Annotated in this window: 30 protein-coding genes and 1 pseudogene; 10 read left to right on the forward strand and 21 right to left on the reverse strand. The window is 70.1% G+C overall.

The genetic code is table 11. The features are described from left to right. Nucleotides 1-44: 44 nt before the first annotated feature. The 11 genes and pseudogenes from ACZ3II_RS03335 to ACZ3II_RS03385 all read right to left on the reverse strand — a co-directional run bounded on the left by ACZ3II_RS03335 (nt 45) and on the right by ACZ3II_RS03385 (nt 7,665). Complete coding sequence (locus tag ACZ3II_RS03335) at nt 45-470, reverse strand: hypothetical protein (protein WP_465515996.1); 426 nt, start codon at nt 468-470, stop codon at nt 45-47. A 198-nt stretch (nt 471-668) separates the two neighbouring features. Next, the gene (locus tag ACZ3II_RS03340) at nt 669-1,559 is read right to left on the reverse strand and encodes an alpha/beta fold hydrolase (RefSeq protein ID WP_465515997.1); all 891 of its coding nucleotides are present in this window, start codon (nt 1,557-1,559) and stop codon (nt 669-671) included. A gap of 22 nt (nt 1,560-1,581) precedes the next feature. Next, complete coding sequence (locus tag ACZ3II_RS03345) at nt 1,582-1,896, reverse strand: DUF2516 family protein (protein WP_465515998.1); 315 nt, start codon at nt 1,894-1,896, stop codon at nt 1,582-1,584. A 58-nt stretch (nt 1,897-1,954) separates the two neighbouring features. After that, nucleotides 1,955-2,425, reverse strand: coding sequence for a hypothetical protein (locus ACZ3II_RS03350; RefSeq protein WP_465515999.1), 471 nt, complete (start codon nt 2,423-2,425; stop codon nt 1,955-1,957). A gap of 11 nt (nt 2,426-2,436) precedes the next feature. Next, nucleotides 2,437-2,805: pseudogene (locus tag ACZ3II_RS03355) on the reverse strand (helix-turn-helix domain-containing protein); the annotation flags it as partial. Nucleotides 2,806-2,881: 76 nt separating this feature from the next. Further along, the gene (locus ACZ3II_RS03360) at nt 2,882-3,793 is read right to left on the reverse strand and encodes an asparaginase (protein ID WP_465516000.1); all 912 of its coding nucleotides are present in this window, start codon (nt 3,791-3,793) and stop codon (nt 2,882-2,884) included. Next, nucleotides 3,790-4,623, reverse strand: a complete 834-nt coding sequence (locus tag ACZ3II_RS03365) for a beta-keto acid cleavage family enzyme (RefSeq protein WP_465516001.1) — start codon at nt 4,621-4,623, stop codon at nt 3,790-3,792. Before ACZ3II_RS03365 ends, ACZ3II_RS03360 begins: the two co-directional genes overlap by 4 nt. A gap of 113 nt (nt 4,624-4,736) precedes the next feature. Continuing rightward, the gene (locus ACZ3II_RS03370) at nt 4,737-4,934 is read right to left on the reverse strand and encodes a DUF397 domain-containing protein (RefSeq protein ID WP_465516002.1); all 198 of its coding nucleotides are present in this window, start codon (nt 4,932-4,934) and stop codon (nt 4,737-4,739) included. A gap of 42 nt (nt 4,935-4,976) precedes the next feature. Beyond that, on the reverse strand, nt 4,977-5,849 hold the full coding sequence (locus tag ACZ3II_RS03375; RefSeq protein ID WP_465516003.1) for a helix-turn-helix domain-containing protein: 873 nt from the start codon (nt 5,847-5,849) through the stop codon (nt 4,977-4,979). A gap of 344 nt (nt 5,850-6,193) precedes the next feature. Continuing rightward, a complete protein-coding gene (gene ygfZ / locus ACZ3II_RS03380) occupies nt 6,194-7,234 on the reverse strand; it encodes a CAF17-like 4Fe-4S cluster assembly/insertion protein YgfZ (protein ID WP_465516004.1) in 1,041 nt (346 codons plus the stop codon). Continuing rightward, nucleotides 7,231-7,665, reverse strand: a complete 435-nt coding sequence (locus tag ACZ3II_RS03385; RefSeq protein ID WP_465516005.1) for a Fur family transcriptional regulator — start codon at nt 7,663-7,665, stop codon at nt 7,231-7,233. Before ACZ3II_RS03385 ends, ygfZ begins: the two co-directional genes overlap by 4 nt. Nucleotides 7,666-7,672: 7 nt before the next feature. Between ACZ3II_RS03385 and ACZ3II_RS03390 the strand changes: the two genes are divergently transcribed. Further along, nucleotides 7,673-8,404, forward strand: coding sequence for an aminotransferase class IV (locus ACZ3II_RS03390; RefSeq protein WP_465516006.1), 732 nt, complete (start codon nt 7,673-7,675; stop codon nt 8,402-8,404). A 60-nt stretch (nt 8,405-8,464) separates the two neighbouring features. Here ACZ3II_RS03390 and ACZ3II_RS03395 read toward each other — a convergent pair whose 3' ends face one another. Both ACZ3II_RS03395 and mtfM read right to left on the reverse strand, forming a co-directional pair. After that, entirely contained in the window at nt 8,465-9,064 is a 600-nt protein-coding gene (locus ACZ3II_RS03395) for a heme-binding beta-barrel domain-containing protein (protein ID WP_465516007.1), read from the reverse strand. Then, nucleotides 9,061-9,165, reverse strand: a complete 105-nt coding sequence (gene mtfM, locus ACZ3II_RS03400) for a small membrane protein MtfM (RefSeq protein ID WP_043533180.1) — start codon at nt 9,163-9,165, stop codon at nt 9,061-9,063. Before mtfM ends, ACZ3II_RS03395 begins: the two co-directional genes overlap by 4 nt. A 14-nt stretch (nt 9,166-9,179) precedes the next feature. Here mtfM and ACZ3II_RS03405 point away from each other — a divergent pair, with 14 nt between their 5' ends. Continuing rightward, a complete protein-coding gene (locus ACZ3II_RS03405; protein WP_465516008.1) occupies nt 9,180-9,554 on the forward strand; it encodes a DsrE family protein in 375 nt (124 codons plus the stop codon). Here the strand turns inward: ACZ3II_RS03405 and ACZ3II_RS03410 are convergent. After that, complete coding sequence (locus ACZ3II_RS03410) at nt 9,548-10,441, reverse strand: hypothetical protein (protein WP_465516009.1); 894 nt, start codon at nt 10,439-10,441, stop codon at nt 9,548-9,550. The two genes, ACZ3II_RS03405 and ACZ3II_RS03410, sit on opposite strands and share 7 nt — an antisense overlap. Before the next feature lie 71 nt (nt 10,442-10,512). Here ACZ3II_RS03410 and ACZ3II_RS03415 point away from each other — a divergent pair, with 71 nt between their 5' ends. The 3 genes from ACZ3II_RS03415 (at nt 10,513) to ACZ3II_RS03425 (ending at nt 11,285) form a co-directional block, all read left to right on the forward strand. Further along, nucleotides 10,513-10,689: a hypothetical protein gene (locus ACZ3II_RS03415; RefSeq protein WP_465516010.1), complete on the forward strand. Its 177-nt coding sequence runs from the start codon at nt 10,513-10,515 to the stop codon at nt 10,687-10,689. Next, nucleotides 10,686-10,886 (forward strand): type II toxin-antitoxin system RelE/ParE family toxin, encoded by a 201-nt coding sequence (locus ACZ3II_RS03420; protein ID WP_465516011.1) that lies wholly within the window; start codon nt 10,686-10,688, stop codon nt 10,884-10,886. The genes ACZ3II_RS03415 and ACZ3II_RS03420 overlap by 4 nt, the downstream gene beginning before the upstream one ends. Nucleotides 10,887-10,979: 93 nt before the next feature. Further along, entirely contained in the window at nt 10,980-11,285 is a 306-nt protein-coding gene (locus ACZ3II_RS03425) for a helix-turn-helix domain-containing protein (protein WP_465516012.1), read from the forward strand. 32 nt (nt 11,286-11,317) lie between these two features. Here ACZ3II_RS03425 and ACZ3II_RS03430 read toward each other — a convergent pair whose 3' ends face one another. Then, a complete protein-coding gene (locus ACZ3II_RS03430; protein WP_465516593.1) occupies nt 11,318-13,348 on the reverse strand; it encodes an ATP-dependent DNA helicase in 2,031 nt (676 codons plus the stop codon). 33 nt (nt 13,349-13,381) lie between these two features. Here ACZ3II_RS03430 and ACZ3II_RS03435 point away from each other — a divergent pair, with 33 nt between their 5' ends. Then, nucleotides 13,382-13,891 (forward strand): DUF402 domain-containing protein, encoded by a 510-nt coding sequence (locus tag ACZ3II_RS03435; RefSeq protein ID WP_465516013.1) that lies wholly within the window; start codon nt 13,382-13,384, stop codon nt 13,889-13,891. Here the strand turns inward: ACZ3II_RS03435 and sigJ are convergent. Then, nucleotides 13,868-14,755: an RNA polymerase sigma factor SigJ gene (gene sigJ / locus ACZ3II_RS03440; RefSeq protein WP_465516014.1), complete on the reverse strand. Its 888-nt coding sequence runs from the start codon at nt 14,753-14,755 to the stop codon at nt 13,868-13,870. The two genes, ACZ3II_RS03435 and sigJ, sit on opposite strands and share 24 nt — an antisense overlap. 99 nt (nt 14,756-14,854) lie before the next feature. Here sigJ and ACZ3II_RS03445 point away from each other — a divergent pair, with 99 nt between their 5' ends. The 3 genes from ACZ3II_RS03445 to ACZ3II_RS03455 all read left to right on the forward strand — a co-directional run bounded on the left by ACZ3II_RS03445 (nt 14,855) and on the right by ACZ3II_RS03455 (nt 17,521). Then, nucleotides 14,855-15,799 (forward strand): PI-PLC domain-containing protein, encoded by a 945-nt coding sequence (locus ACZ3II_RS03445; RefSeq protein WP_465516015.1) that lies wholly within the window; start codon nt 14,855-14,857, stop codon nt 15,797-15,799. Nucleotides 15,800-15,883: 84 nt separating this feature from the next. After that, complete coding sequence (locus tag ACZ3II_RS03450; protein ID WP_465516016.1) at nt 15,884-16,510, forward strand: DUF47 domain-containing protein; 627 nt, start codon at nt 15,884-15,886, stop codon at nt 16,508-16,510. 3 nt (nt 16,511-16,513) lie between these two features. Continuing rightward, nucleotides 16,514-17,521, forward strand: coding sequence for an inorganic phosphate transporter (locus ACZ3II_RS03455; RefSeq protein ID WP_465516017.1), 1,008 nt, complete (start codon nt 16,514-16,516; stop codon nt 17,519-17,521). Here ACZ3II_RS03455 and ACZ3II_RS03460 read toward each other — a convergent pair. Then, entirely contained in the window at nt 17,518-18,495 is a 978-nt protein-coding gene (locus ACZ3II_RS03460; RefSeq protein WP_465516018.1) for a Gfo/Idh/MocA family protein, read from the reverse strand. The genes ACZ3II_RS03455 and ACZ3II_RS03460 overlap by 4 nt on opposite strands. Nucleotides 18,496-18,610: 115 nt before the next feature. Between ACZ3II_RS03460 and ACZ3II_RS03465 the strand changes: the two genes are divergently transcribed. Beyond that, entirely contained in the window at nt 18,611-19,384 is a 774-nt protein-coding gene (locus ACZ3II_RS03465; protein ID WP_465516594.1) for an NUDIX hydrolase, read from the forward strand. A gap of 431 nt (nt 19,385-19,815) precedes the next feature. On the opposite strand, the gene pstB is transcribed toward ACZ3II_RS03465, so the two are convergent. The 4 genes from pstB to pstS are packed head-to-tail and all read right to left on the reverse strand — an operon-like array spanning nt 19,816 to nt 23,911. Beyond that, entirely contained in the window at nt 19,816-20,592 is a 777-nt protein-coding gene (gene pstB / locus ACZ3II_RS03470) for a phosphate ABC transporter ATP-binding protein PstB (RefSeq protein ID WP_465516019.1), read from the reverse strand. A 12-nt stretch (nt 20,593-20,604) separates the two neighbouring features. After that, nucleotides 20,605-21,654 (reverse strand): phosphate ABC transporter permease PstA, encoded by a 1,050-nt coding sequence (pstA, locus tag ACZ3II_RS03475; RefSeq protein ID WP_465516595.1) that lies wholly within the window; start codon nt 21,652-21,654, stop codon nt 20,605-20,607. A gap of 32 nt (nt 21,655-21,686) precedes the next feature. Continuing rightward, complete coding sequence (pstC, locus tag ACZ3II_RS03480; RefSeq protein WP_465516020.1) at nt 21,687-22,760, reverse strand: phosphate ABC transporter permease subunit PstC; 1,074 nt, start codon at nt 22,758-22,760, stop codon at nt 21,687-21,689. A gap of 47 nt (nt 22,761-22,807) precedes the next feature. Next, a complete protein-coding gene (gene pstS / locus ACZ3II_RS03485) occupies nt 22,808-23,911 on the reverse strand; it encodes a phosphate ABC transporter substrate-binding protein PstS (protein WP_465516021.1) in 1,104 nt (367 codons plus the stop codon). Nucleotides 23,912-24,033 lie beyond the last annotated feature (122 nt).

The following is a 24,033-nucleotide window of genomic DNA, read 5'->3' on the forward strand; positions in this document are numbered from 1 at the left end:
AACGGGCCGACCCGCGGCCACTTCCGGGTCGGCCAGAAGGGACGTCAGGGGTTCGTACTGGTGGAGGGCGTCGGGGTGGCGGGGGTGGTGGTAGCGGTCGGCGCGGGGGGCGTATCGGACGGGTCGGAGGGGTCGATCTGTGTCGGGGTGGGGACGGGCGGGAGGGTCAGCAGCGGCGGTTCGGTCGTCGGGGCGGGCACGGGAGGCGCGGTCTGCACGACTGTCACGGTCGTGATGACGACGCTCGGGCCGGCTGCGGGGACGGTCGCCTGCGGCGGGACGGCGGTGGATCGAGGGGGGCGGGCGGTGTAGCCGGCCGGCGAATCCCGTGGCGGGCTGGCCTTGCGGGGCGCGGAGCCGATCCCGTCGGCCCCGTGGAGGGTGCCGTCGGCACCGAAGGCGGCCGGGCGTACGGCGGGAGCCCCCAACGCCCAGCCGGTGACCACCGCGAACGGGAGCCCGACGATCACTAAAGCGAAAAAGACGGATTTAGGGGACAAGCGCACGTACCACTCACCGCGCCACCGCCCGAAAAGTTACGGCTTCTGGACATAACACCCAAAGCGCGGCCGAGCTCGGGAAGCCAGAGGGCCGGAAAAGGGATCCCAGCGACGAAAACGGCCGGGAGGCCAGCGGAAGGCAGACGGGGCGAAAGGCAGGCCGGCCGGTCAGTGGTTCAGGAAGGCGGAGATGCGTTCGCGCAGCAGGGTGCGGTTGGTCCAGAGGACGGCGGGGCGGTCGTACACCTCAAGCTCCGCTCCGGGTAGCAGCCCGGCGATCCGCTCGGCCCAGGAGACCGGATGCACCTCGTCGCCGAGGCAGCCGATGACCAGGGCTCGGCCGGTGAAGGCGGCGAGCCGGGACTCGTCGGGCACGGCAGGGGCGGACCACACCGAAGCGGTCTCGGCGGCGAGGCCGTCCTGTTGCAGCTGCTCGACCCGTTGCCGCAGGAAGCTCCAGCCGGCGGGGGTGTCCCGCACCGACGGGGGGATGTCCTGCTCGACGGCGTCGGCGATCATCGCGGCCTCGCCCGACTCGACCGAGGCGAGAAGGCGGTCCAGGCGCTCCTCGGAGGCGGCGGGGCGGGTGCCGTCGAGGGCGGCGGGCAGGTAGAGGACGATCCGCTCGAAACGGGTGGGCTCGTCGGCGATCAGGCGGCAGAGCGCGGCGGCGCCCATGCTCACGCCGACCGCGCGGGTGGCTCCGGCCAGGCCGGCGACGGCGTGCAGGTCGGCGGCGAGGTCGGCGAAGGACCACGGGCCGGGTGGCGCGTCGGAGCGGCCGTGCCCGCGGAAGTGGAAGAACACCCGGCGGCCGGTCACCGCGCTGCCGAGCGGGCGGGTGCCGGCGATGTCCCCGGCCAGCCCGTGCGCGAACACCGTGACCGGGTCGCCGGAGCCGGTGACGAGGCGCTCCACCCGAACCCCTGAGGGGAGGGTGACCAACTCGGTCGCCGGACCCGGCAGCGTCGGCCGGCCCGTCCGCGGGCCTGTCCGGTCCATGCGCTGAAGGCGCGGCCCGCCGTCCGGCGGTGGCGCGCCGAAACGGCCACGCCTCATCAAGCGGTCACCAGAGAAGCGGTCACCAGAAGCCCTTGCCGTCCGACAGGTCCTTGAGGCCCGGGCGGACGTCGAGCATGTAGACCAGGGCGGCAGCCACACCGATCATGCTGATGATCAGAAGGCCGCCCTGGGTGAGCGCGGTGAGCGCCAGGCAGACGCCGATGATGCCGGCCCACGCGCCCTTCGGGAGGGTGCCGAGGGCCTGGAATCCGTTGCCTTTCTGGGTCAGGCAGTGGATCAGGGCGACGGCCTGCACCGCCAGCGAGACGACGTAGACGAGGAGGTCGATGTAATACCTGACGTCCAGGAAGAAGATGGGCGCAGCGGTGGCCATGACTGAAGAGTCTATGCCGAGGGCCCCGGCGATGCCGGGGCCCTCGGTGCATGTCAGATCACTCGGCGGGAGCGGCCGGCTTGGCGCGCTTGCGCGGCTTCGGCGCGGCCTCGACGGCCTTGGCGTCCTCGACCGCGGCCTCGACGGCCTTCGGCTGCTCGGTGGCCTCGATGTCGGAGTTGACCACGTCGGCGGCCTCGACGACACCGGTGCCGACGACGCGCTCGCCGCGGGAGACCAGCTCGTTGTAGACGGCGATGGCGCGCTCCTGGGCGACCTGGGCGAAGGTCACGGCGGCGCTGGTCGCGTTGTCCCGGAGGGAGACGAAGTCGGTCTCCTGGGCCTTGCCGCGCAGCTCGGCGGCCTTGGTGCCGGCCTGCTCGTTGTAGGCGCGGAGGGCGGCGGCGGCCTGGGTGCTGAGCTCGGTCACCACGGCGGGCAGCTTGCGGAGCTGCTGGTAGGCCAGGTCACCGGCGCCGGCGGCGGCGTAGAGGGGGGTCGGGATCTTGGTCTGGGTCTGCTCGGTCATTTCTTCTCCTCAGCGTCCTCGGCGGGCGGTGCGTTGCGCGCGTTCTCGTTGCGGAAGGTCTCGTAGATCTGCGTCAGGGACTGCTTCTGCGCGATCGTGAGCTCCGGGTCGACCGCGATGGCGGCCAGCACACCCTGGTGGCCCTCGCCATCGAGCAGCCCGGCCCGCAAATACATCGCGGGCGTCGACACTCGCAAGGCGCTGGCGATCTGCTGCAGCACCTCAGCGCTCGGCTTGCGCAGGCCACGCTCGATCTGGCTCAGGTAGGGGTTGCTGACGCCAGCCTTGTCGGCGAGCTGCCGGAGCGAGATCTTCGCGGTCTGCCGCAGGTCTCGGATGAAGGTTCCGATGTCCTCGGGCAGATCCTTGGGCGTGGCCATGCATCGAAGGTAGCCCGCGGTGCTAGCTGTTGCAAGCAAAACGCTTGCTCCAGCTAGCGTGAACCGGGTCACCCCACTATCCGAAGACCGCGCGAACCTCTCCCACCGGGCGTCCCCCACCCAGAATCACCTCGGGCATGGCGGGAACGTCCACACCGATCCGGCGCAGGGCGGCGATCAGCACGGGTACGCGGGCCCGCGTCGCGCCGTCGGAGATCTTCAGCGCCACCGCCCCCGCGCCGGCCATGGCGGCCGCGGCCACCCCGTCCGCGCCCTTCTTGACGAGCAGCCCCGGCACCGCGTTCATCAGCACGGTGTCCTCGGTCCCGGTGCCCGCCACCAGCTCCGGGTTCGCCCGCATCGCGTCGGCCACGCGGCGTTCCGGCGTCCCCGGCTCCGCCTCGACCAGCTTCAGGAACCCCCGGGCCAGCCCGACCGGCGTGATGCCGAAGATCGGCGCGCCGCAGCCGTCCACCCCGAGCGCCGCGATCGGCTCACCGGCGAGCACGCTCACCGCGTCGGCGAGGGCCTTCTGCAGGGGATGATCGATTTCGAGGTAGGAGTCCAGCGGCCATCCGTTGATCACACAGGTGGCGAGCATGCCGGCGTGCTTGCCGGAGCAGTTCATCAGGATCGGCTCGGCCCGGCCCCCACCGCGCAGCCAGGCGTTCCGTGGCGTCTCGCCGAGCGGCAGGTCGGCCGGGCAGCCCAGCGCCGTCAGGTCCAGGCCGGTCGCGGCGAGCATGGCCCGGACCCGTTCCACGTGGAACGCTTCCCCGTCGTGGCTGCCGCTGATCAGGGCGAGGTCGGCCTCCTCGCGCGGGACCAGCCCGGCGTTCAGCAGGCCGACGGTCTGCAGGGGCTTGTTCGAGGAACGGGGGAAGAACGGGCTGTCCACGTCCCCGAGGCTCTCGCCCCCGATCACCGCGACGACACCGTGGTGGACGCTCTCCACGAAACCGGAGCGGACGACTTCGGCGACGATCATCGAGCCGGCACTCCGAGCAGGTCACGGGCTTGCGAGGGGGTCAGCGGCGGGCGCTGGGCGAGCTGGGCGAACCCGACGGCGCGGGCCACCAGCTGCATGTTGGACTCGACGGGGCGGCCTTTCGCGTACGTCAGGGTGTCCTCCATGCCGACCCGCAGGTGACCGCCCGCCGCCAGCGACGCCAGCATCACCGGCAGGGTGCTGCGACCGATCCCGGTCGCCGAGAACGTGGTGCCCTCCGGCAGGTCGCGGATGACGCGCTCGCAGGCGACCACGGCCGCCGCCGTCCCCGGCATCCCGCCCGGCACGCCCATCACCAGGTCGAGGTGCACGTGCCCGCCGAACGGCAGGCCGTACTTGCCGAGCAGCCGCTGCAGGGTGGTGAGCTGGCCCAGGTCGAAGATCTCGTACTCCGGCACGATGCCGCGCTCCTGCATGCGGGTGTGCAGGTCGACGATGAACGCCCACCGGTTCAGGAACACGTCGTCGCCGAAGTTGACGGTGCCCATCGTGCAGGAGGCCATCTCCGGGGCGGCGTCGAGCACGGCCAGCCGGTCCGCCTCCGGATCGTGCACGGACCCACCCGACGACAGCTGCACGATCAGGCCGGTGGCCTCGCGCAACGCGGCGACTGTCGCCCGCAGCCGGCCCTGGTCCAGGGTGGGCCGGGCGTCGTCGTCACGGATGTGGACGTGAATGATGGAGGCGCCGAGCGCCTCGCACTCCTTGGCGGTGGTCACCAGCTCATCCAGGGTCACTGGCAGAGCCGGCGCGTCCGCCTTGCTGCTCTCCGCGCCGGTCGGGGCGACGGTGATCAAGGTCCCGGTCATGCGGTCATCCTGCCATGCGGGACTCCCCGGACCAGGCCTCGATGCGGCGCCGCACCGGTCATCACCGCGCGCAAGAGGCGGGAACCACGAGGTTCCCGCCTCTTGCGCTGGGCTCAGTGGCTGAAGGCGCCGCTCTTGATGCCGGTGATGAAGTCGCGCCATTCAGCTCTCGTGTGGGCGAGGATGTGGCGGCGGGATTCCTTCGAATCGGCGACGAAGACGGAATCGGTGGTGATGGCCACCTCAACGCAGGCGCCGGTGGTGCAGAACGACGAGGTCCGCCAAGGCAGGTTCATTTCCTCGACACGCATCGGAATCTCCCAGGAATATGTCAGCCGGCGCAGAGCCGACGATCACTGATCCCGCAGGAGCCCTTCCAGGAAGGACGTCGTACCGCGCACGGTGAGCGCCTTCCGCTGAAGATCCTGGAAGGCTTCGAGGTGCCTGGTCACCTCATCGGGCTGTTCCAGGTACCAACCGGCGCCGACGACACCCTCGTGGTAGACGATGTCGGACATACTGGCCGCTGAGCCAGTAGATATCGCATTAGAGAACTGAAGGACGATGAATCCGCTCACCAGGCCCCGGTGGGCGCCCACGGAGAACGGAAGGACCTGAAAGACGACGCGGGATCCGGTGCTCACCTCGAGCAGCCTGCGTATCTGGTCCCGCATGGTCTCGCGACCACCGATCGACCGGCGCAGCACGGATTCGTCGACGACGAAATTCAGGTTGGTGTTGCTGTTCAACAGCCGCTGTCTGGCGACCCGCACTTCGACGACCTTTTTGAGGATCGCCGGGTCGTCGGTCCAGGCACTGGTCAGAGCGGCCCCGTACTCGGGTGTCTGCAAAAGGCCCGGAACGGCCCCCATCTGATAGTCACAAATCGTTGTTGCGGCACCCTCCAGGCCGATCAGCCGCTCATATCCGGGATCAAGGTCGTATTGCGCCCACCACGCTGCTTCCCGGCTCTCCTCGACGAGCCTCATAAGCTCGTCGCGGACATCGGGATCGGCGACTCGGTAGAGGTCCAGCAGATCCCGGACATCGCGGGCGGATATGTTTCTCTGTGCTGTTTCCAAGCGGCTGATCTTCGACGGGGAGAGGAGGAGTTCCCGCGCCACGTCGGCGATGCTGAGCCCGGCGCCGATGCGGTGTTGCCGCAAGGCCGCGCCCAGTTGGCGGCGGCGCACCAGGGGCCCAGGATGACCGGGAATGATCGCCACCTCCGTGATCGCAAGAGGGCAGGCCACATGTCACTTTGACAGGTGGCAGCTACCCAGGCAAATGCCAGATTGTCAAGCGACGGTGGCAATTGCCAAAACGATCAGCCATAATTAACTACAGACAGTCACAAAGATCCCCTCTTCGGTGATCAAGTTGGTATTAAGGTAACTCCCCCCGGCAAGGGAGGTGCTGGCTTTAGGCGAAGAGTTCTCGGGCACCGCGGGGCACAGGCTGGTGCGGCCGGCGCGGCAACGCTGGCTGCATCAGCTAAGCACTCAACGGTCTAAACGCCCATGAGGCCACTCGGACGTCACCAGAATGAGTACAACTTCCGGGTGCATGGTCACTGCGTGTCAATAGCGGCTGCCGACTCCGCAACGGAGAGGCGGGCATCATCCGGCACGTTCCGCTTGAGCACGGCGAGAGCGATCATGCCCAACTCGTGATGACGGACGGCGGTGCCGACGAAACCGATCGCGCGACCGTCCATCTCGACCGCGGTGCCCCGCGCCGGCGGATGGTCGCTGGCGATCCCGTCCAGGTGCAGCAGGACCAGACGGCGGGGCGGGCGGCCCATGTTGTGCACCCGGGCGACCGTCTCCTGACCGCGGTAGCAGCCCTTCTCCAGGTGCACGGCGGAAGCCATCAGATCGACCTCGGCGGGGATCGTCCGGTGATCGGTCTCCCAGCCCAGCCGGGGGATCCGGTGCGCGACCCGCACCGCCTCGTACGCCCAGACACCGGCCTGCGGCACGCCCAGCTTCTCGATAACGTCGGCCTTGCGCGCGCGGGGCACCAGCAGGTCCACGCCGAGCGGGACGCGACGGGCCAGGCCGCCTTCGAAACCCCGTACCGCATAAAGGGAGGTGGCCTCGGAAGGAACGGACCCGGCGGCGAACTTGGGTCCCGGCACCGCACCCACCCGGGGCTCGGCGAGGTCCGGGAAGAGCTCGGCCGCACCCGGGCCGACCAGCGAGAGAACCGCCAGCTCAGCGGTCGCGTCGCGGGGCTCGACGCGGGTGAAGAACCGCATCATCTCCAGGTATTTCAGCAGGCCCGCGCCGGCCCCCGGCTCGGTGTCCAGCCAGGCGGTGACGCCGTCCTCGGTGACGTAGGCGTGCTGCTCGACATGCCCGTTCGGCGAGAGGACCAGCAGCTCGGAGCCCTGGTCCGCGGAGAGGCCGGACAGGTGCTGGGTGGTCAGGGTGTGCAGCCAGCTCGCCCGTTCCTCGCCGGGAACCGCGACGACGTCCCGGTTCGACCGGTCGACCAGGCCCACGCCGGTCTCCAGCAGGCGCTGCTCGCGCATCGGGTCGCCGAGATGGGCGGGCACCCCGGCGTCGGCCGAACCCGGCTCCAGGTCTTCCACCATCACGATGGTCATGCGGTCTCCTTGCAGTTGCCACATAGGCCGAACAGCGACACGTGCCCCACGTCGACCCGGAAGTCCCGCTCCCGCAGCAGCAGGTCGGTGACCGGGTGCATCACCGACGGGTCGACCTCGGCGATCGAGCCGCACGACCGGCACACCAGGTGGACGTGCTGGTCCTCGCCGGCCGCGTGGTACGTCGGGGAGCCGTGCGACAGGTGCGTGTGATTGACCAGGCCGAGCTCTTCGAGCAGCTCGAGCGTGCGGTAGACGGTGGTGATGTTCACGCCGGCGGCCCGCTCCCGGACCGCGTTGTGCACCGACTCGGGTGTCGCATGACCGAGCTCGTGCACCGCTTCGAGGATCAGCTGACGCTGTGGGGTGAGTCGCAGGCCCCGCTCGCGGAGCATGGCGGCTAGCGATGTGGCGGACACGTGACCGAGCATAGTTCGGATGACCACTGATATCCGCGTCGCGCCCGGCGACCTGTTCGGCGACGGAGTCTTCGAGACGATCCACCTGCGCCCGGACGGAGCATGGCTGCTCGAGGAGCACCTCGCCCGGCTGATCCGGTCGGCGGCGATCTTGGGTTTGCCCGCGCCCGACTTGCCCGATATATCGCTTTCTGGGACCGAAAGCGCACTGCGGATCATCTACACCGGCGGTCGGGTACACACCTCGGTCTCCCCGATTCCGCCGGGCGTGCTGCGCGAACGGCGCGAAGGAGTGCGGGTGATCACCGCGGATCTCGGCATCTCGATACGGCGGCGTCCGCCGTGGTCCATCACCGCGGCCAAGTCCCTGTCCTATGCGGAGAACTTCGCGGCACGGCGATGGGCGGTACGGCAGGGCGCCGACGACCTGATCTGGTTCGCCACCGAGGGGTACGCCCTCGAAGCCCCCACCGCATCACTGGTCTGGCTGGCCGGCGACGAGCTGTGCACGGTCCCGCCCGCGGAGGCCGGCATCCTGCCCGGCATCACCGCCGCCCACCTGCTGTCGCTGGCGCCGTCGGCGGGCCTGCACGCGGCCGAGCGCATGGTCACCCGCGACGAGCTGGCCGCGGCGGACGCGATCTGGCTGGCGTCGTCACTGCGCGGCCTGGCCGAGGTGACCGAGCTGGACGGGGCGCCCCGGACGCGTTCGCCCTGGACACCCCGCCTGTTGGAGCTGCTGGGCTACTGACCCGAGGGTGTGTGGATTTCGGGCGCGAATAACGGCCGAACTCCACACGCCGAAACGGGACTAGCCGCCGATCCGCAGGAGCCGGGCGGACATGTGCGGCTTCAGGCCACTGTTGTCGATCGCGATCTCGTGGGCGTACAGCAGGGCGCCCTCGACGATCCCGAACAGCCGGTGCCCGCCGGTCACATGCAGGCCGGACGGCGTGTACGCCACCGCGTCCGCCGACATCTCCAGCCGAGTCGTGGCCGCCTTGCCCAGGTAGAGCTCGGCCACCCCGTCCGGCCGGATCATGGTGGCCTCCATCTCGTCACCGGGCCGCCCGTCGACCAGGATCGGCCGCCAGAACCCGGACTCGACGAGCGCCTGCCCGATCGGCTTGGAGTCCTCGTCGAGCAGCCACGCCCGCGACTCGTAGCGCAGGAACGACCGGCCGTCGTGACTGATCCGGATCTCCTGGCCGAAGTTGTAGTCCTCGTCCACCGGGAAACCACCCTGCCCACGGCCGCGCCACAAGCCGACGAACGGCAGCAGGCCGAGCAGTGCCGGGTGCAGATCCGGGCCGGACCGCAGGTCGTGAGTGTCCTCGTAGGGGTACTTCTCGACCGGCGGAGCGTTGAGCCACGGCGGCGGTCCCAGCGGGTTTTCCGTCTCGTTGCTCACCAGCGTCCCCTCGAAATGCGCATTGCCAGATAGCCGAAGCCGCCGGCCAGACCGCCCAGAGCGGCCACCAGCAGGCTCACGAACCCGATCTCCGTAACCATGACCGGCCCATCTTATGCTGGCCGGTATGGCACGTTTGCTGGTCGTCAAGGCCACCGCCGGCGCGGACGCCCCGGAACGCTGCAACCAGGCCTTCAACGTGGCGACCACGGCCGCGACCGCCGGCGTCGACGTGTCCCTGTGGCTGACCGGGGAGTCCACCTGGTTCGCCCTGCCGGGCCGGGCCGCGACGTTCGAGCTGCCGCACGCCGCGCCGCTGCCCGACCTGATCGACGTGCTCCTCGAAGCCGGCCGGATCACCGCCTGCACCCAGTGCGCGGCCCGCCGTGACATCGGGCCGGCCGACGTCATCCCCGGCATCCGGATCGCCGGCGCCGCCGTCTTCGTCGAGGAGATCATGTCCGACGGGGCGCAGGCGCTCGTCTATTGACGGCAGCCGGTGGTCACCGTCACCCGGAGACGGTCACCGTCGGCGGTGACCACTGTTGATTCAGGGCCTGCGCGGTACGCCCACCCGCCCGGCTCCGACCACACCGGGGTCGTCCCGTCCGGGACCCCGCGCGGTTCGCCCCGCGGATCCACCGGCCCCGCGTCGGCGACGTAGGCGGCTGCCGTGCCGCCGCTGGGGCAGGGCACCGCGAAGCTCGTCACCGCACCGGCGTTCCCGGCCCCGTTCCCGCCGTCGGCTCCGCTGGCGGGCCCGCCCGCCCTGATCGCGGCGACCGTCGTGGCCACCTCGGCCGGAACAGCCCCGGCCGCCGGATCGGCGAGATCGACCGCCCCGCTGCCCGGACGGCAGCCCGTGGAGATGTGCAGGTTCAGCACCCGGTCGGCCGAGTTCGCTGTCGTGTCGATCGCGACGAACTCACCGGCATCCGCGTAGAACGACAAGCGGGTGCCGCCGCGGGTCGCCACCACACCGGCCCCGTACGCCGCCGGCAGCCCCGCCGTCACCGAGTCGAGCGCCTCCCGTGCCTCCCCCTCGGCCACGTACAGCGTCACGTCCCGGCTGATCTCCAGCCCGCCGCGCACCGGGGTGATCGAGCACTCATCGGCCCGCAGCTCACCGAGCCGCAGCACCCAGCGGTCCTCCTGCGCCGCCTCGACGACCGCGCCGGCGGCCGCACGCAGCGCGGGCAGCGTCCGGCCGGCATCCCGCTGCTCGGGCACGGTCGGCGGATCGTTGCGCACCGACCAGAACCCGGCGCCGGTCAGCGCCAGCGCCCAGACCACCAGTGCGCCATACACCCACCACCGCCGCCGCCAGTCCCGAACCGGCGGCGGATACCCATACCCCGGCCCCGTCACGGCAGCCATGGTGACACGTCCTTCCGGATCAGCCGGAAGCGCGACTGACCACGGGCATGAGTTTTTCTTATACCAGATTCGTGTGGGACATCGAACTCCATCACGAGGTCGAGGCTTGGTACTTGCGGCTCTGCGTGACCGATCCGGCCACAGCCGACCTCGTCGCCGACGCCATCGAGGTCCTCGCCGAACACGGGCCAACCCCCGGGGGCGACCGCTCGTCGACCGCCGCAGAGGCAGCGCCTATCACAACATGAAGGAACTGCGTCCAGGGTCGTCCGGCGCGACAGAGATCCGGATGATCTTCGCCTTCGACCCGGCAGGGAAAGCCGTCTTCCTAGTGGCGGAAGACAAGTCGGGGCAGTGGCGAGAATGGTACGAGAAGGACATCCCGCTGGCCGACGCGCGATTCGCCATGCATCTCGAGACACTGGACAAGGAGGGTGAGCGATGACTGAATTCGTGAACTGGCGCGACGTCCAAGCGAAGGCACGCGCCATCGACCCGACCCGGGATGACCCCCGATCGCGTCGAGCGCCGAGCTGAGATGCGCAAGCAGATGCTGGCCGCCGTCAGCGGCGCCCGACTGGCCGAGATCCGAAAGGGGAGCGGACTGACGCAAAGCCAGCTTGGCGAAGCCACCGGACTCAGTCAGGCACACATCAGCCAGATCGAGAACGGTGAGGGAGTCTCGCTCGACGTGCTCCGGACGTACGGTGCAGGGCTTGGCGGCCACGTCGATGTCGTCGCCCGAATCGGCGACATCAGCTCAACGTGGCCTAGATCGGATATTACGCCCGCTCCGGAACCTCACCAGTACGGCTTCCAGCGATCGAACACGTCATGCAACTAGCGCACTAGCGCCTATAGTCGCTCATCAACCCATCAGGTGTTCGCCAGGCGGCGCAGGGCGCCCTCGGCGACGTCGGGCCGGGTCGTGTACCAGAAGGGGGGCAGCGACTTGCGCAGGAAGGCGCCGTACCCCCGGGCCGTCTCCAGCCGGGAGTCGAGGACCGCGACCACGCCCTTGTCGCCGGTGGAGCGGATCAGGCGGCCGACGCCCTGGGCCAGCCGGACCGCCGCGATCGGGACGCTGACCGCGGAGAAGCCGGAGCCGCCGGCCGCGTCCACCGCGTCGGCGCGGGCGGCGGCCAGCGGCTCGTCCGGGCGCGGGAACGGCAACCGGTCGATGACGACGAGCTGGCACGAGTCGCCCGGCACGTCGACGCCCTGCCACAGCGACATCACGCCGAAGAGGCAGCTCTCCTTCTGCTCCTTGAACTTGCGGACCAGGATCGGCAGCGTCTCCTCGCCCTGCAGCAGGACCGGCAGGTCGGTCTTGGCGCGGACCAGCTCGGCGGCCTGAGTGGCGGCCTTGCGGGAGGAGAAGAGTCCCAGCGTGCGGCCGCCCAGCGCCTCCACCAGCCGCAGCAGCTCGGCTCCGGCGGCGTCGGGCAGGCCGGAGGCGGCGGGGCGCGGAAGGTGCGCGGCCACGTACAGAATGCCCTGCTTGGGGTAGTCGAACGGGGAACCCACGTCGAGCGAGGTCCACCCGTCACCGGAGGCGGGGGCGCCGTCGGGGCCGGGCGTGGCGGCGGGCAGGCCGAGCGAGCGGGCCACCGTGTCGAAGCGGCCGCCGAGGGTCAGGGTGGCCGAGGTGACGACGACGGTGCGGTCGGAGTACAGGTTTTCGGCGAGGGTGCCGGCGACCGAGAGCGGGGCCACCACCAGGGCCCGCCTGCCGTTGCCGAAGTCGGATTTCTCCACCCAGGCGACGTCGTACGCGTTCTCCTCGAGGAGCCGCTGCGCGGTGGTGGACAGCTCGTCGAGAACCGCCTTGCCCTGCTGCTTGCCGACCGGGTCGGGATCGTCGGACTTGATCTCGCCGATCGCGGTGAGCCCGGCCCGGGTGGCCGACTCCAGCGTGCTCACGGCCAGGCGCAGCCGCTCGGGCAGGCCGTCAGTGAGCCGCCCGGCCGGCAGGTCGGCCAGCGCCAGGGTGAGCGCGTCGGCGGCCTCGGCCAGCGCCTCGGCGGCGGCCGGGGTGACCACGGTGCGGGCGCGGCGGCCGGCCCGCTCGATCGCCTCGGGGGTGATCTCGGCCTGGGCGGCGGAGGAGACCCGGTCGGCGAGCTCGTGCGCCTCGTCGACGACGAGCAGCTTGTGCGGCGGGACGATCTGCCGGCCGGCGATCATGTCGACGGCGAGGAGGCTGTGGTTGGTGACGACGATGTCGGCCTCGCGGGCGCGGACGCGGGAGGCCTCGGCGAAGCACTCCGCACCGTACGGACAGCGGGCCGCGCCGACGCAGTCGCGGGCGGGCATGGAGACGGCTTTCCACGCCGAGTCGTCGACGCCCGGGTCCAGCTCGTCACGGTCGCCGGTCTGCGTCTTCTCCGACCATTTCCGGATGCGCAGGATCTGCTTGCCGAGCCGGCCGGCCTCGCCGAGCCACTGGCCGGCCTTGGGTGCGGCCGGCGCGTCGAAGAGGGTGTCGGACGGGCCGTCCTCGTCGGCGTGTTCGAGTTTGGCCGCGCACAGATAGTGGTGGCGGCCCTTGAGCACGGCGAACGTGGGTTTGCGGCCGAGCACCGGCTGGACCGCCTCGGCGAGCCGGGGCAGGTCGTGCTCGACGAGCTGGTTCTGCAGGGCGAGGGTGGCGGTGGAGACCACGACGGGACCCTCGACGAGCAGGGCCGGGGTGAGGTATCCCAGGCTCTTGCCGGTGCCCGTGCCGGCCTGGACGAGCAGGTGCTCCTTGTTCTTGACGGCCTTGTCGATGGCCTCGACCATGGCCTGCTGGCCTGGCCGGGCGGATCCCCCGGGGACGGCGCCGACAGCGGCGGCGAGGATCTGTTCGGCGGTGGCCTTCTTCTTGCTGGCTGCGGGCACGGGAGGAACCGTACCCGGCACCACCGACACTTTCCGGTCACCGTTAGGGTGCAAGCCATGCCGAGCGAGATGGTCCGGGTCATCTACACGAAGTACGACGGTTCGGCTCATCGTGACTACCCGGCCCGCCGCCTGGCCGAGGACGACCTCGGCATCTGGGTCGGCGTGACCCGGGGCACGGCCTCGGTCTACCACGGCCGGCCGTCGGTGGAGCAGATCCCGTTCGTCCTGCTGATTCCACATCACGCCTGGTGGACCGGGATGTTCAACCCGCCGCCGCGGACCAGCGAGGTCTACTGCGACATCACCACCCCGGCCCGCTGGGAGGGTGACACGGTCCACATCATCGACCTCGACCTGGACGCGGTGCGCCGCCGGGAGACGGGTCTGGTCGAGCTGCGCGACGAGGACGAGTTCGCCGAGCACCGGGTCGCCTTCGGTTACCCGGAGGATCTGGTGGAGCACGCCTACGCGGCGGCGCGGCAGCTGCTGGTGGCGCTCGGCGACGGCTCGGAGCCGTTCGCCTCGCACTACCGCAAGCACCTACTCGAAGTCACCCAGGACTAGCTTCTCCGGGTTCTGCTGGTTGAAGATGCCGGTGATCCGGCCGTCGTCGACGGCGAGCGTGGAGACCAGCAGCAGCGGCCCGCCGTCCACCCGGGTGCCCCGGACGACGAGTGCGGCCGACCCGTTGACCAGCGCCGGCTCGATCTTCATGTCGGTGATCCCGGCCAGCCGGTGACCGAAAAGGCCGGTGAAGAACCGGGCCACCTTGTCGGCGCCGAGGATCGGGCGCAGGGCGGTGCGGACGACGCCGCCACCGTCGCCGATGGCGACCACGTCGGGTGCGAGCACGGCGGCGAGGGTACGCATGTCGCCGTCCCGTGCCGCCGCGAGGAACGCGTTGAGCACCCGCCGCTGCTCGGCCAGTCCCGCGGTGTGCCGGATCCCGCCGCCGGCGACCGCCTTGCGGGCCCGGGACGCGTGCTGCCGGGCGGCGGCGGGCGTGCTGTCGAGCACCGCCGCCACCTCCTCGAACGGCACCGCGAACGCGTCGTGCAGCACGAACGCGACGCGCTGTTCCGGGGTGAGGCGTTCCAGCACCACGAGCAGGGCGATGCTGACCTGGTCGGCGATCTCGGCCCGGTCGGCGGGGCCGGCGTCGGGTTCGACCACGTAGACCGGCAGCCACTCGCCGGGGTACTCGTTACGGCGTACCCGGGCGGAGTTGAGCTGGTCCAGGCAGATCCGTGCGGTGACCGTCGTCAGCCATCCCCGCGCATCCCTGATCTGCTCGGTCTGCTGCGCGTAGCGCAGCCAGGCCTCCTGCACCGCGTCCTCGGCCTCGGCGCGGTTGCCGAGCATCCGGTACGCCACCCCGTGCAGGTAGGGGCGGTGGAGTTCGAACTCGTCGGCGGACGGCTGCGACATGAGAGGAATTCTGCGCGAGATCGCCGGTTTCCGGCTAGCGACTGTGCCACAGTATAAAACACCCATAAAGACTAAATCGGACGGTGCTTGGTGCAGGACATGGCGACTCTCGCCGGCGGCCTGGCCGGGCTGGCCGGAGCGGGCGGCGCGGTCTCGGTCGTGATGCTCCGCCGCTCCCGGCCCTGCCTCGCCGCCGGTCACGCGCTGGCCGGGCCGGACACGGCCGACCCGCTGCCCGCCGTGCTCAAGGCCGGGCTGGGCGGGCTGACGGTCCGGGTCACCCCCGGGCCGCACGGCGAGCTGTTCCTCGGCCCGGGCGGGCCGCAGCCGGGGCGCACCCTGCGGCGACTGGTCCTGGCCCCGCTCTTCGCCCGGGCCGGCAACGGCGCGGGGCTCCTCTGGCCGGATCAGCAGGCGCCGTTCCGGCTGGTCGTCGAGTTCGCCGGGACCAACCGGGACCCGGCGGCGCTGCTGCACGCCTACCGGATGCTGGACCGGCAGCTGCAGGACCACTCCGGTCTGCTCAGCCGATGCCTGCGCGACGAGATGACGCCGGGTGCGGTGACGGTCACGGTAACCGGCGCGGTGGACGTCCGCGAGCTTCTCGCGGCGCAGACCGAGCGGTACGCGTTCGCCGACGGCACCTTCGACGACCTGGGTTCCCGCGCCGCCCCGCCGTCGCTGGTCCCGATGGTGAGCGAGTCGTGGAGCCGCCGGTTCGGGTGGGACGGTCAGGAGCCGATCACCGCCGAGGAACGGCACCAGCTGCACGCCCTGGTCCGGGCCGCGCACGACGACGGCCGTACGGTCCGGATCGCCGGCCTGCCCGAGGGCACTCGCCGGGCCCGCGCGGCGATCTGGAGCGAACTCGGCGCCGCCGGCGTGGACGTGATCGCCGACACCGACCTGACCGGGCTGGCCCGGCACCTGCGCCGGCACCCGGTCACCGGGACGCCCCGGCCGCACCTGCCGACCAGGGCGGTTCGCCGTTCCGCGCCGCGCCCGAACGCGCCACGTTCAAACGGTCGTCACGAGACGGTTTAGGAACCGTCGCAAAGGGTGAACCCGCGGGGACCGCTAGCATGCTGCTGGAGATCCATTCAAGAGCCGTCGATCGAGGTCCGCGCTGTGAAGTTCTCATTCCGCCCCGTCGAGGGTGCCTTCTACGAACTCTTCACCAAAGCCGCGTACAACCTGGTCAAAGGGACCGAGCTGCTGAACGAGCTGGCGTTGCCCGGTGTGGACGTCCAGTCCGTCGCCGATCGGCTCAGCGATGTGGAGCACGACAGCGACTCGATCACCCACGAGCTGTACAAGAAGATCAACTCCACCTTCATCACCCCGTTCGACCGGGAGGACATCTACTCGCTCGGCTCCCAGCTGGACGATGTGATGGACCACCTGGAGGCGGCCGGCAACCTGCTCTACCTGTACGGGCTGACCGATCTGCCGTCCCTGCCGCGGGAGCTGCACGAGCTGGTCACGGTGCTGGACCAGCAGGCCAAGGTGACCGCCGAGGCGATGCCGCGGCTGCGCACGATGAAGAACCTCGAGGAGTACTGGATCGAGGTCAACCGCCTGGAGAACGACGGCGACCGGGCCTATCGGATGCTGCTCGTCCGCCTCTTCTCCGGGGAGTACGACGCGCTGACCGTACTCAAGATGAAAGAGGTCGTCGACGAGCTGGAAGCCGCCTGCGACGCCTTCGAGCACGTGGCGAACACCGTCGAGACCATCGCGGTCAAGGAGTCCTAGAGCGTGGATCCCGAACTCGTCGCCGTCGTGGCGGTGATCCTCGCCGCGATGGCGTTCGACTACACGAACGGCTTCCACGACGCCGCGAACGCCATCGCCACCAGCGTCAGCACCCGGGCACTGACCCCGCGGATCGCGCTCGGCATGGCCGCGATCGGCAACTTCATCGGCGCGCACCTGGGCACCGAGGTCGCCAAGACGGTCGGCGACGGCCTGGTCGAACTGCCGACCGGCGTGCCCAGCCTCGGCATCGTCTTCGCCGGCGTGCTCGGGGCGATCACCTGGAACCTGATCACCTGGTACTTCGGGCTGCCGTCCAGCTCGTCCCACGCGCTCTTCGGCGGCCTGGTCGGCGCCACGCTCTTCGCCACCGCGGGCTCGGTCAAGTGGGACAACATCATCAACAAGGTGCTCATCCCGATGGTGGTGTCGCCGTTCGTCGGGCTGATCCTCGGGTTCGCGATGATGGTCGCCATCATGTGGATCTTCCGGCGCGGGCATCCGGGCCGGCTGAACCGCGGGTTCCGCTGGGCGCAGACCGCCTCGGCCGCCGCGATGTCCATCGGCCACGGCATGCAGGACGCGGCGAAGACCATGGGCATCGTGGTGCTGGCGCTCTACACCGGCGGTTTCCAGTCCAGCTCGGAACACATTCCGGAGTGGGTGTACTGGACGTCGGCGACGGTGCTGGCGGCCGGCACGTACGCCGGTGGCTGGCGGATCATCCGTACCCTCGGTCGCAAGATCATCGATCTGGGGCCGCCGGAGGGTTTCGCGGCCGAGACGGTGGCCAGCTCGGTGCTCTACTTCAACGCCCTGGTGCTGCACGCGCCGATCTCGACCACGCACACCATCACCTCGGCGATCATGGGCGTGGGCGCGACGAAACGGCTCAGCGCGGTCCGATGGAACGTGGCGGGCAACATCGTCATCGCCTGGGTGACGACGTTCCCCGCCGCCGCGTTCTTCTCCTGCATCATCTACTTCGTGGTGCGGCCGCTCTTCAACTAGTAGATGACGCCGATCTGCTCGCGCAGCGCGTCCAGCAGGCCCATCACCTCGAGCGTGGTGGAGTGCGGCACGAGTCCGCTCTCCAGCTCGCCGGCGAGCAGGGCGCGCTGTACCTCGGCCGCCTCGAACTGGTAACCGCTGCCCTCGATCGGGAACTCGAACGTCTCCGGCTCCTCGTCCGGCCGGTTCAGCGTGAACGAGGTCGGCACGAAGAAGCCGGCCGGCAGGTCGATCCGCCCGGCGGTGCCGGTGATCGACGCCGCGTTCCGGCTGGCCCCGTTGATGCTGCAGGTCAGGGCGGCCACCGCGCCGGACGCGTAACCCAGCAGGACGCCGGTGTTCTCGTCGACCCGCTCCGCGGTCAGGTGCGACCAGGCGTGCGCGTGCTCCGGCACACCGAGGATCAGGTGCGCCAGGTGAACCGGGTAGACACCCAGGTCGAGCAGCGCGCCACCGCCCAGTTTCGGGTCACGCAGCCGGTGCGAGGCCTCGAACGGCCCCTGCAGCCCGAAGTCGGCGTGCACCGCGCTCACCGCGCCGATCGCGCCACCGGCGACCAGCTCGGCGATCTTGCGGATGGCCGGGTTGCAGCGCATCCACATGGCCTCCATCAGGAACACACCCCGGGCGTGCGCGGCCTCGATCAGCACCGCCGCCGACGGCAGGTCCAGCGTGATCGGCTTCTCCACCAGCACGGCCTTGCCGGCCTCGATGCAGAGCATCGCCGCGTCCAGGTGGAACGCGTGCGGCGTCGCCACGTAAATCACGTCCACCGCGTCGTCGGCCGCGAGTTCGGCGTACGACCCGTACGCCCGTGCGAAACCGTGCCGCTCCGCGAACGCCTCGGCGTTCGCCTTGTTCCGTGAGGCCACCGCGGCGAGTTCGGCGCCCTCCACCAGTGGCAGGTCGTCGGCGAATGTGCTGGCGATCCCGCCGGGGCCGAGAATCCCCCAGCGCACCTTCTGTCCTGTCATGATCGATACCGTATCGCCCGGCGAACCGTCCGCGGCCCCTCCGCCAGCATTCGGGCGGGCGATACCGTATCGCCCCGGCCACACCGGGTGGCAGGATCGACCGGTGACCGACTCGATGTCGCTTCCGCCGGCCATGTCGCAACGCGCCCGCGAGTTCACCGGCCCGCCCGCGCCGGCCCGCCCGGCAGCCACCGTGGTGCTGCTCCGCCCGTCCGGCGACAGCTTCGAGGTCTACGTGCTGCGCCGCGCCGGCACGATGACGTTCGGCGGTGTCTACGCCTTCCCCGGCGGCGTCGTCGACCCCTCGGACCGGCCCTCCACCATCCGCACCGACTGGCCGGACCGGCTCGGCCTGCCCGGCGACGAGGCCCACGCGGTGGTCGGCGCCGCCGCCCGCGAACTGTTCGAGGAGACCGGCATCCTGCTGGCCGGACCCGCCGCCGAACCCGACCGCACGGTCACCGCCACCGACGGCCCCGACTGGGAGAGCGACCGCGCCGCCGTCCAGCGCCGCGAACTCACCATGGCCGACCTGCTCGCCCGCCGCGGCCTGCGCCTGCGCGACGACCTGCTGCTGCCCTGGGCCCGCTGGATCACCCCGGACTTCGAGCCGCGGCGCTTCGACACCTGGTTCTTCGTGGCGCTGCTCCCGGAGGCCCAGAGCGCCCGCGATGTCTCCGGCGAGGCCGACCGCACCGCCTGGGTCCCGATCGGCGGCACCGACGACCTGCCGATGCTGCCGCCCACCCGGCGCACGCTCGCCCAGATCACCGCCTGCGGAACCCTCGCGGACGTGGTCGCCGCGTCCGCCCACCGCGACGCCGCGACACCGCTCAACCCCCGCGTCGTGGTCACCGCAGACGGTCGGGTAACGCTTCAGATCCCCTGAGACCCCGCAGCGGTACGGGCCACCACTCCCCCAACCGCAATCGACCCGTCCCGTGACCCCCGGCGGGCGGCGTGGGGCGGTGGCCCGGACCGAAGCGCCTCTCACGGGCGTAGCGGCCCCCACGTTCGCGAGCCGTACGCCAGACAGGCATCCCGGCCGCCATGACCGGCGTGAGCGACGGCTCGCGAACCCGGGGTAACCGCAACCGACCGCCAGCCGTACGCCAGACGGCCATCCCCGCCGCCATGACCCGCGTGAGCGACGGCTCGCGCCCGGCCGTCACCGCGCGCTGGGGCCGGGAGAGCCGCGGACCTCGCGCCGGGAGTTCCGGGGGCGGCGGGATTGCGGTTGTGGGAGTGGTGGCCCGTACCGGCAGAACGCCGGCCCGGCGGGAAGCCGGACCGGCGCGGAGACCGTGAGTGAAGCGGACGTCAGCCGAAACGGCCGGTGATGTAGTCCTCGGTCTTCTTCTGGGTCGGGTTGCTGAAGATCTTCTGGGTGTCGTCGTACTCGATCAGGCGGCCCGGGTCACCGGTCTTGTCGATCGAGAAGAAGCCGGTCTTGTCGCTGACGCGGGCGGCCTGCTGCATGTTGTGCGTGACGATGATGATCGTGAACTGGTCCTTCAGCTTGAACATCAGGTCCTCGATCGCCAGCGTCGAGATCGGGTCGAGCGCGGAACACGGCTCGTCCATCAGCACGACCTGCGGCTGCACCGCGATGGTCCGGGCGATGCACAGACGCTGCTGCTGACCGCCGGAGAGGCCGGCGCCCGGACGGTCCAGGCGGTCCTTGACCTCGTCCCACAGGTTCGCGGAGCGCAGCGACTTCTCGGCCGCCTCGTCCAGCACCGACTTCTTCTTGACGCCGTTGAGCTTCAGGCCGGCGACCGTGTTCTCGTAGATCGACATGGTCGGGAACGGGTTCGGCCGCTGGAAGACCATGCCGATCATGCGGCGGACCGCTGTGACGTCGACGTCCGGGTCGTAGATGTTCTGGTCGTCGATCGTCAGGCTGCCCTCGATGCGGGTGCCCGGCAGCACCTCGTGCATGCGGTTGATGGACCGCAGGAAGGTCGACTTGCCGCAACCGGACGGGCCGATCAGAGCGGTGATCGTCTTGGGCTCGACGGTCATCGAAACGCTGTCGATCGCCTTGAAGGAGCCGTAGTAGGACGAGACGTTGCTCGCCTCGATGCGCTTGGCCATGGAAGACACCTCTTAACGGGACAGCTTGTTGCGACGGGCGAGCAGCTTGGCGGCGACGGTCAGGACCAGCACCAGCGCGACCAGGGTCAGCGCGGCGGTCCAGGCCCGGTCGGGAGCGAACTTCGAGCCGTCACCGGCCTGCTGGTACACGAAGAGCGCGAGCGACGACTGGCCGCCCTCGAACGGGTTGAAGTTGATCGCGGCCAGGCCGCCGGCGGCGAGCAGCACCGGGGCGGTCTCACCCGCGGCCCGGGCGACCGCGAGCATCACGCCGGTGACGATGCCGGGCAGGGCGGTGGGCAGGACGACCTTGAGGATCGTCTTCCACTGCGGGACACCGAGGGCGTACGAGCCCTCCCGCAGCGGGCCGGGCACCAGCCGCAGCATCTCCTCGGTGGACCGGACCACCGTCGGCAGCATCAGCACGAACAGGGCCATCGCGGCGGCGAAGCCGGACGCCTGCGGGCGGCCGTCGTTGAAGAACGGGCTCACTTGCAGCACCCAGAAGGTGTAGACGAACAGACCCGCGACGATCGACGGGACACCGGTCATGACGTCGACGAAGAAGCGGATCGTGCCGGCGAACTTGCCCCGGCCGTACTCGACCAGGTAGATCGCGCCGAGCACACCGACCGGGACCGCCATCAGGGTGGCCAGTCCGACCTGCTCCAGGGTGCCGATGATGGCGTGGTACGCGCCACCGTTGGCGTCCCGGGCGCCGATGTTGTTCATCGAGCTGCCGAAGAAGTCGCCGTCGAGGCGGGCCATGCCCTTCTCGACGAGCGTCCAGATCACCGAGATCAGCGGCAGGACCGCCAGCACGCAGGCGGTGTAGATCAGCGACTTCATGGTCCGGTTGCGGGCGGCCCGCTTGCCCTCGATGCGGCCGGCCACGACGGCGAGGCCGATCAGGTAGAGGGCGGCGCCGATCACCACGACCAGGACCCCGTTGCCGATGCCGAGACCGAGCACCAGGACGGCGGCGGCCACGAAAGCGGCGGCCGCGACGGCGACGTTGATCCCGACCGGGAGCTTCTTGCTCCGGATGTTGTCCGGCGTCATCACGACACCGGGCACCTGCTTCTCCAAGATGCTCATGCGGCGTTGTCCCGGAACTCGCGACGGCGGTAGATGATCGCCCGTGCCGTCATGTTGACCACCAGAGTGATGGTGAAGAGGACCAGACCGGAGGCGATCAGGGCGCCGCGGCCGGTCTCGTTGGCCTCACCGAAGGAGTTGGCGATGTTGGCGGCGACCGAGTTGCCGCCGTTCTCGATCAGGTTGAACGAGATGTCGAAGGCGATGCTGAGCGTCAGCGCCAGGGCGATCGTCTCGCCGAGGGCACGGCCGAGGCCGAGCATCACCGCGGCGACCACACCGGGCTTGCCGTACGGGAGGACCGCGGTGCGGATCATCTCCCAGCGGGTGGCGCCGAGAGCCAGGGCCGCCTCCTCGTTCATCCCGGGGGTCTGCTGGAAGACCTCGCGGGAGAGGGAGGTGATGATCGGCAGCACCATGATCGCCAGGACCAGGCCGCCGAGCAGGATCGACTGTCCGAACGGGCCGTCGCCGCCGAAGAGCGGGATCCAGCCGAAGTACTCGTTGAGCCAGATCGAGAAGTCCCGGACCGGCGCCTGCAGCACGTCCCGGCCCCAGAGACCGAAGACGACACTGGGCACTGCCGCGAGCAGGTCGATCACGAAGCCCAGCGGGGTGGCCAGCCGCTTGGGCGCGTAGTGCGACAGGAAGAGCGCGATGCTCAGCGCGACCGGCACCGCGACCAGCAGCGCGATGATCGAGCTGAGGACGGTGCCGAACGCGATCGCCGCGATGCCGAAGGACGGCGTCGCGTCGTTCGGGTTCCACTCGAACTGGGTGAAGAAGCTGCCGGTGTTCGCCTGCAGCGCCGGCGTCGCCTTGTAGATCAGGAAGACGGCGATCGCGACGATGATGACCAGAACCATCGCGCCGGATGCCGTGGACACGGCCCGGAAAGCCGTCTCGATCGAGAATCGGGACTTCTTCGGCAGTGCGCCACCGCCACCGAGCGGGGGCTCGTCGTAGTTGCTCGGGGAAGAGCCGTAGCCGGCGCCCTGCCCGCGACTCGAGGTCGCGACCAGGTCGCCGGCGGTGGCGTTCTTCACCGAGCGGGAGGGGTAGTCACCCATCTGCGCGCTCGCTGTCGTCTCGGAGGGAAGGAGATCAGTCGGTCGGATCAGGCGATCGAGGCGACCGACTTCTCGACCTGGGTGCGCAGGGTCTCCGGCAGCGGGGCGTAGCCGACCTTCTCCAGAGCCTTCTGGCCGTCGGTGCTGGAGGTGTACTTCAGGAAGGCCTGAACCTCCTTGGCCTTGGCGCTGCCCTTGCTGCAGGCGATCTCGTAGGTCACCAGAACGATCGGGTACGCGCCCGGGGTCTTGGTGTTGTAGTCGATCGACAGCGCGAGGTCGCCGTCCTTGCCCTTGATCGTGGCGTTCTCGAAGGTCTTGCCGGCGTTGGTGCCGTTCAGCTCGGCGTACTCGCCGGCGCCGTTCTTGATCTTCGCGGTCTGCAGGCTCAGGTTCTCCGCGAACGACATCTCGACGTAGGAGATGGTGTTGGCGGTGTTCTTCACCTTGGTGGCGATACCGTCCGACTTGGAGACGGCGGTGCCGCCCGGGGCCTTCCACGCCTTCGCGTTGCCGAAGGTCCAGTCGGCCTCGGCCGACTTGCTCAGGTACTTGGTGAAGTTGTCGCTGGTGCCGGACTCGTCAGCACGGTGGACGGTCTCGATGTTGGCGGACGGCAGGGTCGCGCTCGGGTTCTCCGCCTTGATCGCCGGGTCGTCCCACTTGGTGATCTTCAGGGAGAAGATCTTCGCCAGGGTGGAGGGCGAGAGCTGCAGGCCGTCCACGCCCTGGACGTTGTAGACGACGCCGATCGGGCCGATCACCATCGGGAGGTTGAGGGCCTTGCCGCCGACGCACTTGGCGTCCGCCTTCGGCTGCTCCTCCTCCTTCAGCGCCGAGTCGGAACCGGCGAAGTCGGCCGTGCCGTCGATGAACGCCTGGATGCCCGCGCCGGAGGCGGTGCCCTGGTAGTCGACCTTGGCGCCGGCCGAACCACACTTGGCCTGGTAACCCTTGATCCACTCGTCCATGGCGTTCTTCTGGGCGCTGGAGCCCTGCGCCGTCAGGCTGCCGCTCACGCAGTCGCCCGCGGCAGCGGAGGAGCCGCCGTTGGCCGCCGGGGTCGGCTCGTTGTCGGAGCCGCACGCGGTGAGCGCGATCGTCGCAGTCAGAGCAATGCCGGCAACGAGTCCGGACCGCTGGAGCTTCACGGTTTTCCCTTCGGGTGGGGGTGTGTCCTGCAGCCGGTGTCTCACCGGCTCACACTGGGAAAGTTAAAAGTGGGAAGTGACCGGCTCGCTGGCCCCAAATGAACCAGGCGTGAACACGTCGG

Source organism: Actinoplanes sp. NPDC019969 (assembly GCF_055562375.1).

Bases quoted from the DNA above. Each gene is read 5' to 3' on its own strand.
- pstA (WP_465516595.1), bottom strand. From the start codon at position 21,654: ATGACGCCGGACAACATCCGGAGCAAGAAGCTCCCGGTCGGGATCAAC.
- ACZ3II_RS03340 (WP_465515997.1), bottom strand. From the start codon at position 1,559: ATGAGGCGTGGCCGTTTCGGCGCGCCACCGCCGGACGGCGGGCCGCGC.
- ACZ3II_RS03345 (WP_465515998.1), bottom strand. From the start codon at position 1,896: ATGGCCACCGCTGCGCCCATCTTCTTCCTGGACGTCAGGTATTACATC.
- ACZ3II_RS03420 (WP_465516011.1), top strand. From the start codon at position 10,686: ATGAAGGAACTGCGTCCAGGGTCGTCCGGCGCGACAGAGATCCGGATG.
- ACZ3II_RS03370 (WP_465516002.1), bottom strand. From the start codon at position 4,934: ATGCGTGTCGAGGAAATGAACCTGCCTTGGCGGACCTCGTCGTTCTGC.
- ACZ3II_RS03410 (WP_465516009.1), bottom strand. From the start codon at position 10,441: ATGGCTGCCGTGACGGGGCCGGGGTATGGGTATCCGCCGCCGGTTCGG.
- mtfM (WP_043533180.1), bottom strand. From the start codon at position 9,165: ATGGTTACGGAGATCGGGTTCGTGAGCCTGCTGGTGGCCGCTCTGGGC.
- ACZ3II_RS03365 (WP_465516001.1), bottom strand. From the start codon at position 4,623: ATGACCGGGACCTTGATCACCGTCGCCCCGACCGGCGCGGAGAGCAGC.
- ACZ3II_RS03385 (WP_465516005.1), bottom strand. From the start codon at position 7,665: ATGCTCGGTCACGTGTCCGCCACATCGCTAGCCGCCATGCTCCGCGAG.
- sigJ (WP_465516014.1), bottom strand. From the start codon at position 14,755: ATGTCGCAGCCGTCCGCCGACGAGTTCGAACTCCACCGCCCCTACCTG.
- pstB (WP_465516019.1), bottom strand. From the start codon at position 20,592: ATGGCCAAGCGCATCGAGGCGAGCAACGTCTCGTCCTACTACGGCTCC.
- ACZ3II_RS03425 (WP_465516012.1), top strand. From the start codon at position 10,980: ATGCGCAAGCAGATGCTGGCCGCCGTCAGCGGCGCCCGACTGGCCGAG.
- ACZ3II_RS03350 (WP_465515999.1), bottom strand. From the start codon at position 2,425: ATGACCGAGCAGACCCAGACCAAGATCCCGACCCCCCTCTACGCCGCC.
- ACZ3II_RS03360 (WP_465516000.1), bottom strand. From the start codon at position 3,793: ATGATCGTCGCCGAAGTCGTCCGCTCCGGTTTCGTGGAGAGCGTCCAC.
- ACZ3II_RS03460 (WP_465516018.1), bottom strand. From the start codon at position 18,495: ATGACAGGACAGAAGGTGCGCTGGGGGATTCTCGGCCCCGGCGGGATC.
- ACZ3II_RS03435 (WP_465516013.1), top strand. From the start codon at position 13,382: ATGCCGAGCGAGATGGTCCGGGTCATCTACACGAAGTACGACGGTTCG.
- ACZ3II_RS03465 (WP_465516594.1), top strand. From the start codon at position 18,611: ATGTCGCTTCCGCCGGCCATGTCGCAACGCGCCCGCGAGTTCACCGGC.
- ACZ3II_RS03445 (WP_465516015.1), top strand. From the start codon at position 14,855: ATGGCGACTCTCGCCGGCGGCCTGGCCGGGCTGGCCGGAGCGGGCGGC.
- ACZ3II_RS03390 (WP_465516006.1), top strand. From the start codon at position 7,673: ATGACCACTGATATCCGCGTCGCGCCCGGCGACCTGTTCGGCGACGGA.
- pstC (WP_465516020.1), bottom strand. From the start codon at position 22,760: ATGGGTGACTACCCCTCCCGCTCGGTGAAGAACGCCACCGCCGGCGAC.
- ACZ3II_RS03405 (WP_465516008.1), top strand. From the start codon at position 9,180: ATGCTGGCCGGTATGGCACGTTTGCTGGTCGTCAAGGCCACCGCCGGC.
- ygfZ (WP_465516004.1), bottom strand. From the start codon at position 7,234: ATGACCATCGTGATGGTGGAAGACCTGGAGCCGGGTTCGGCCGACGCC.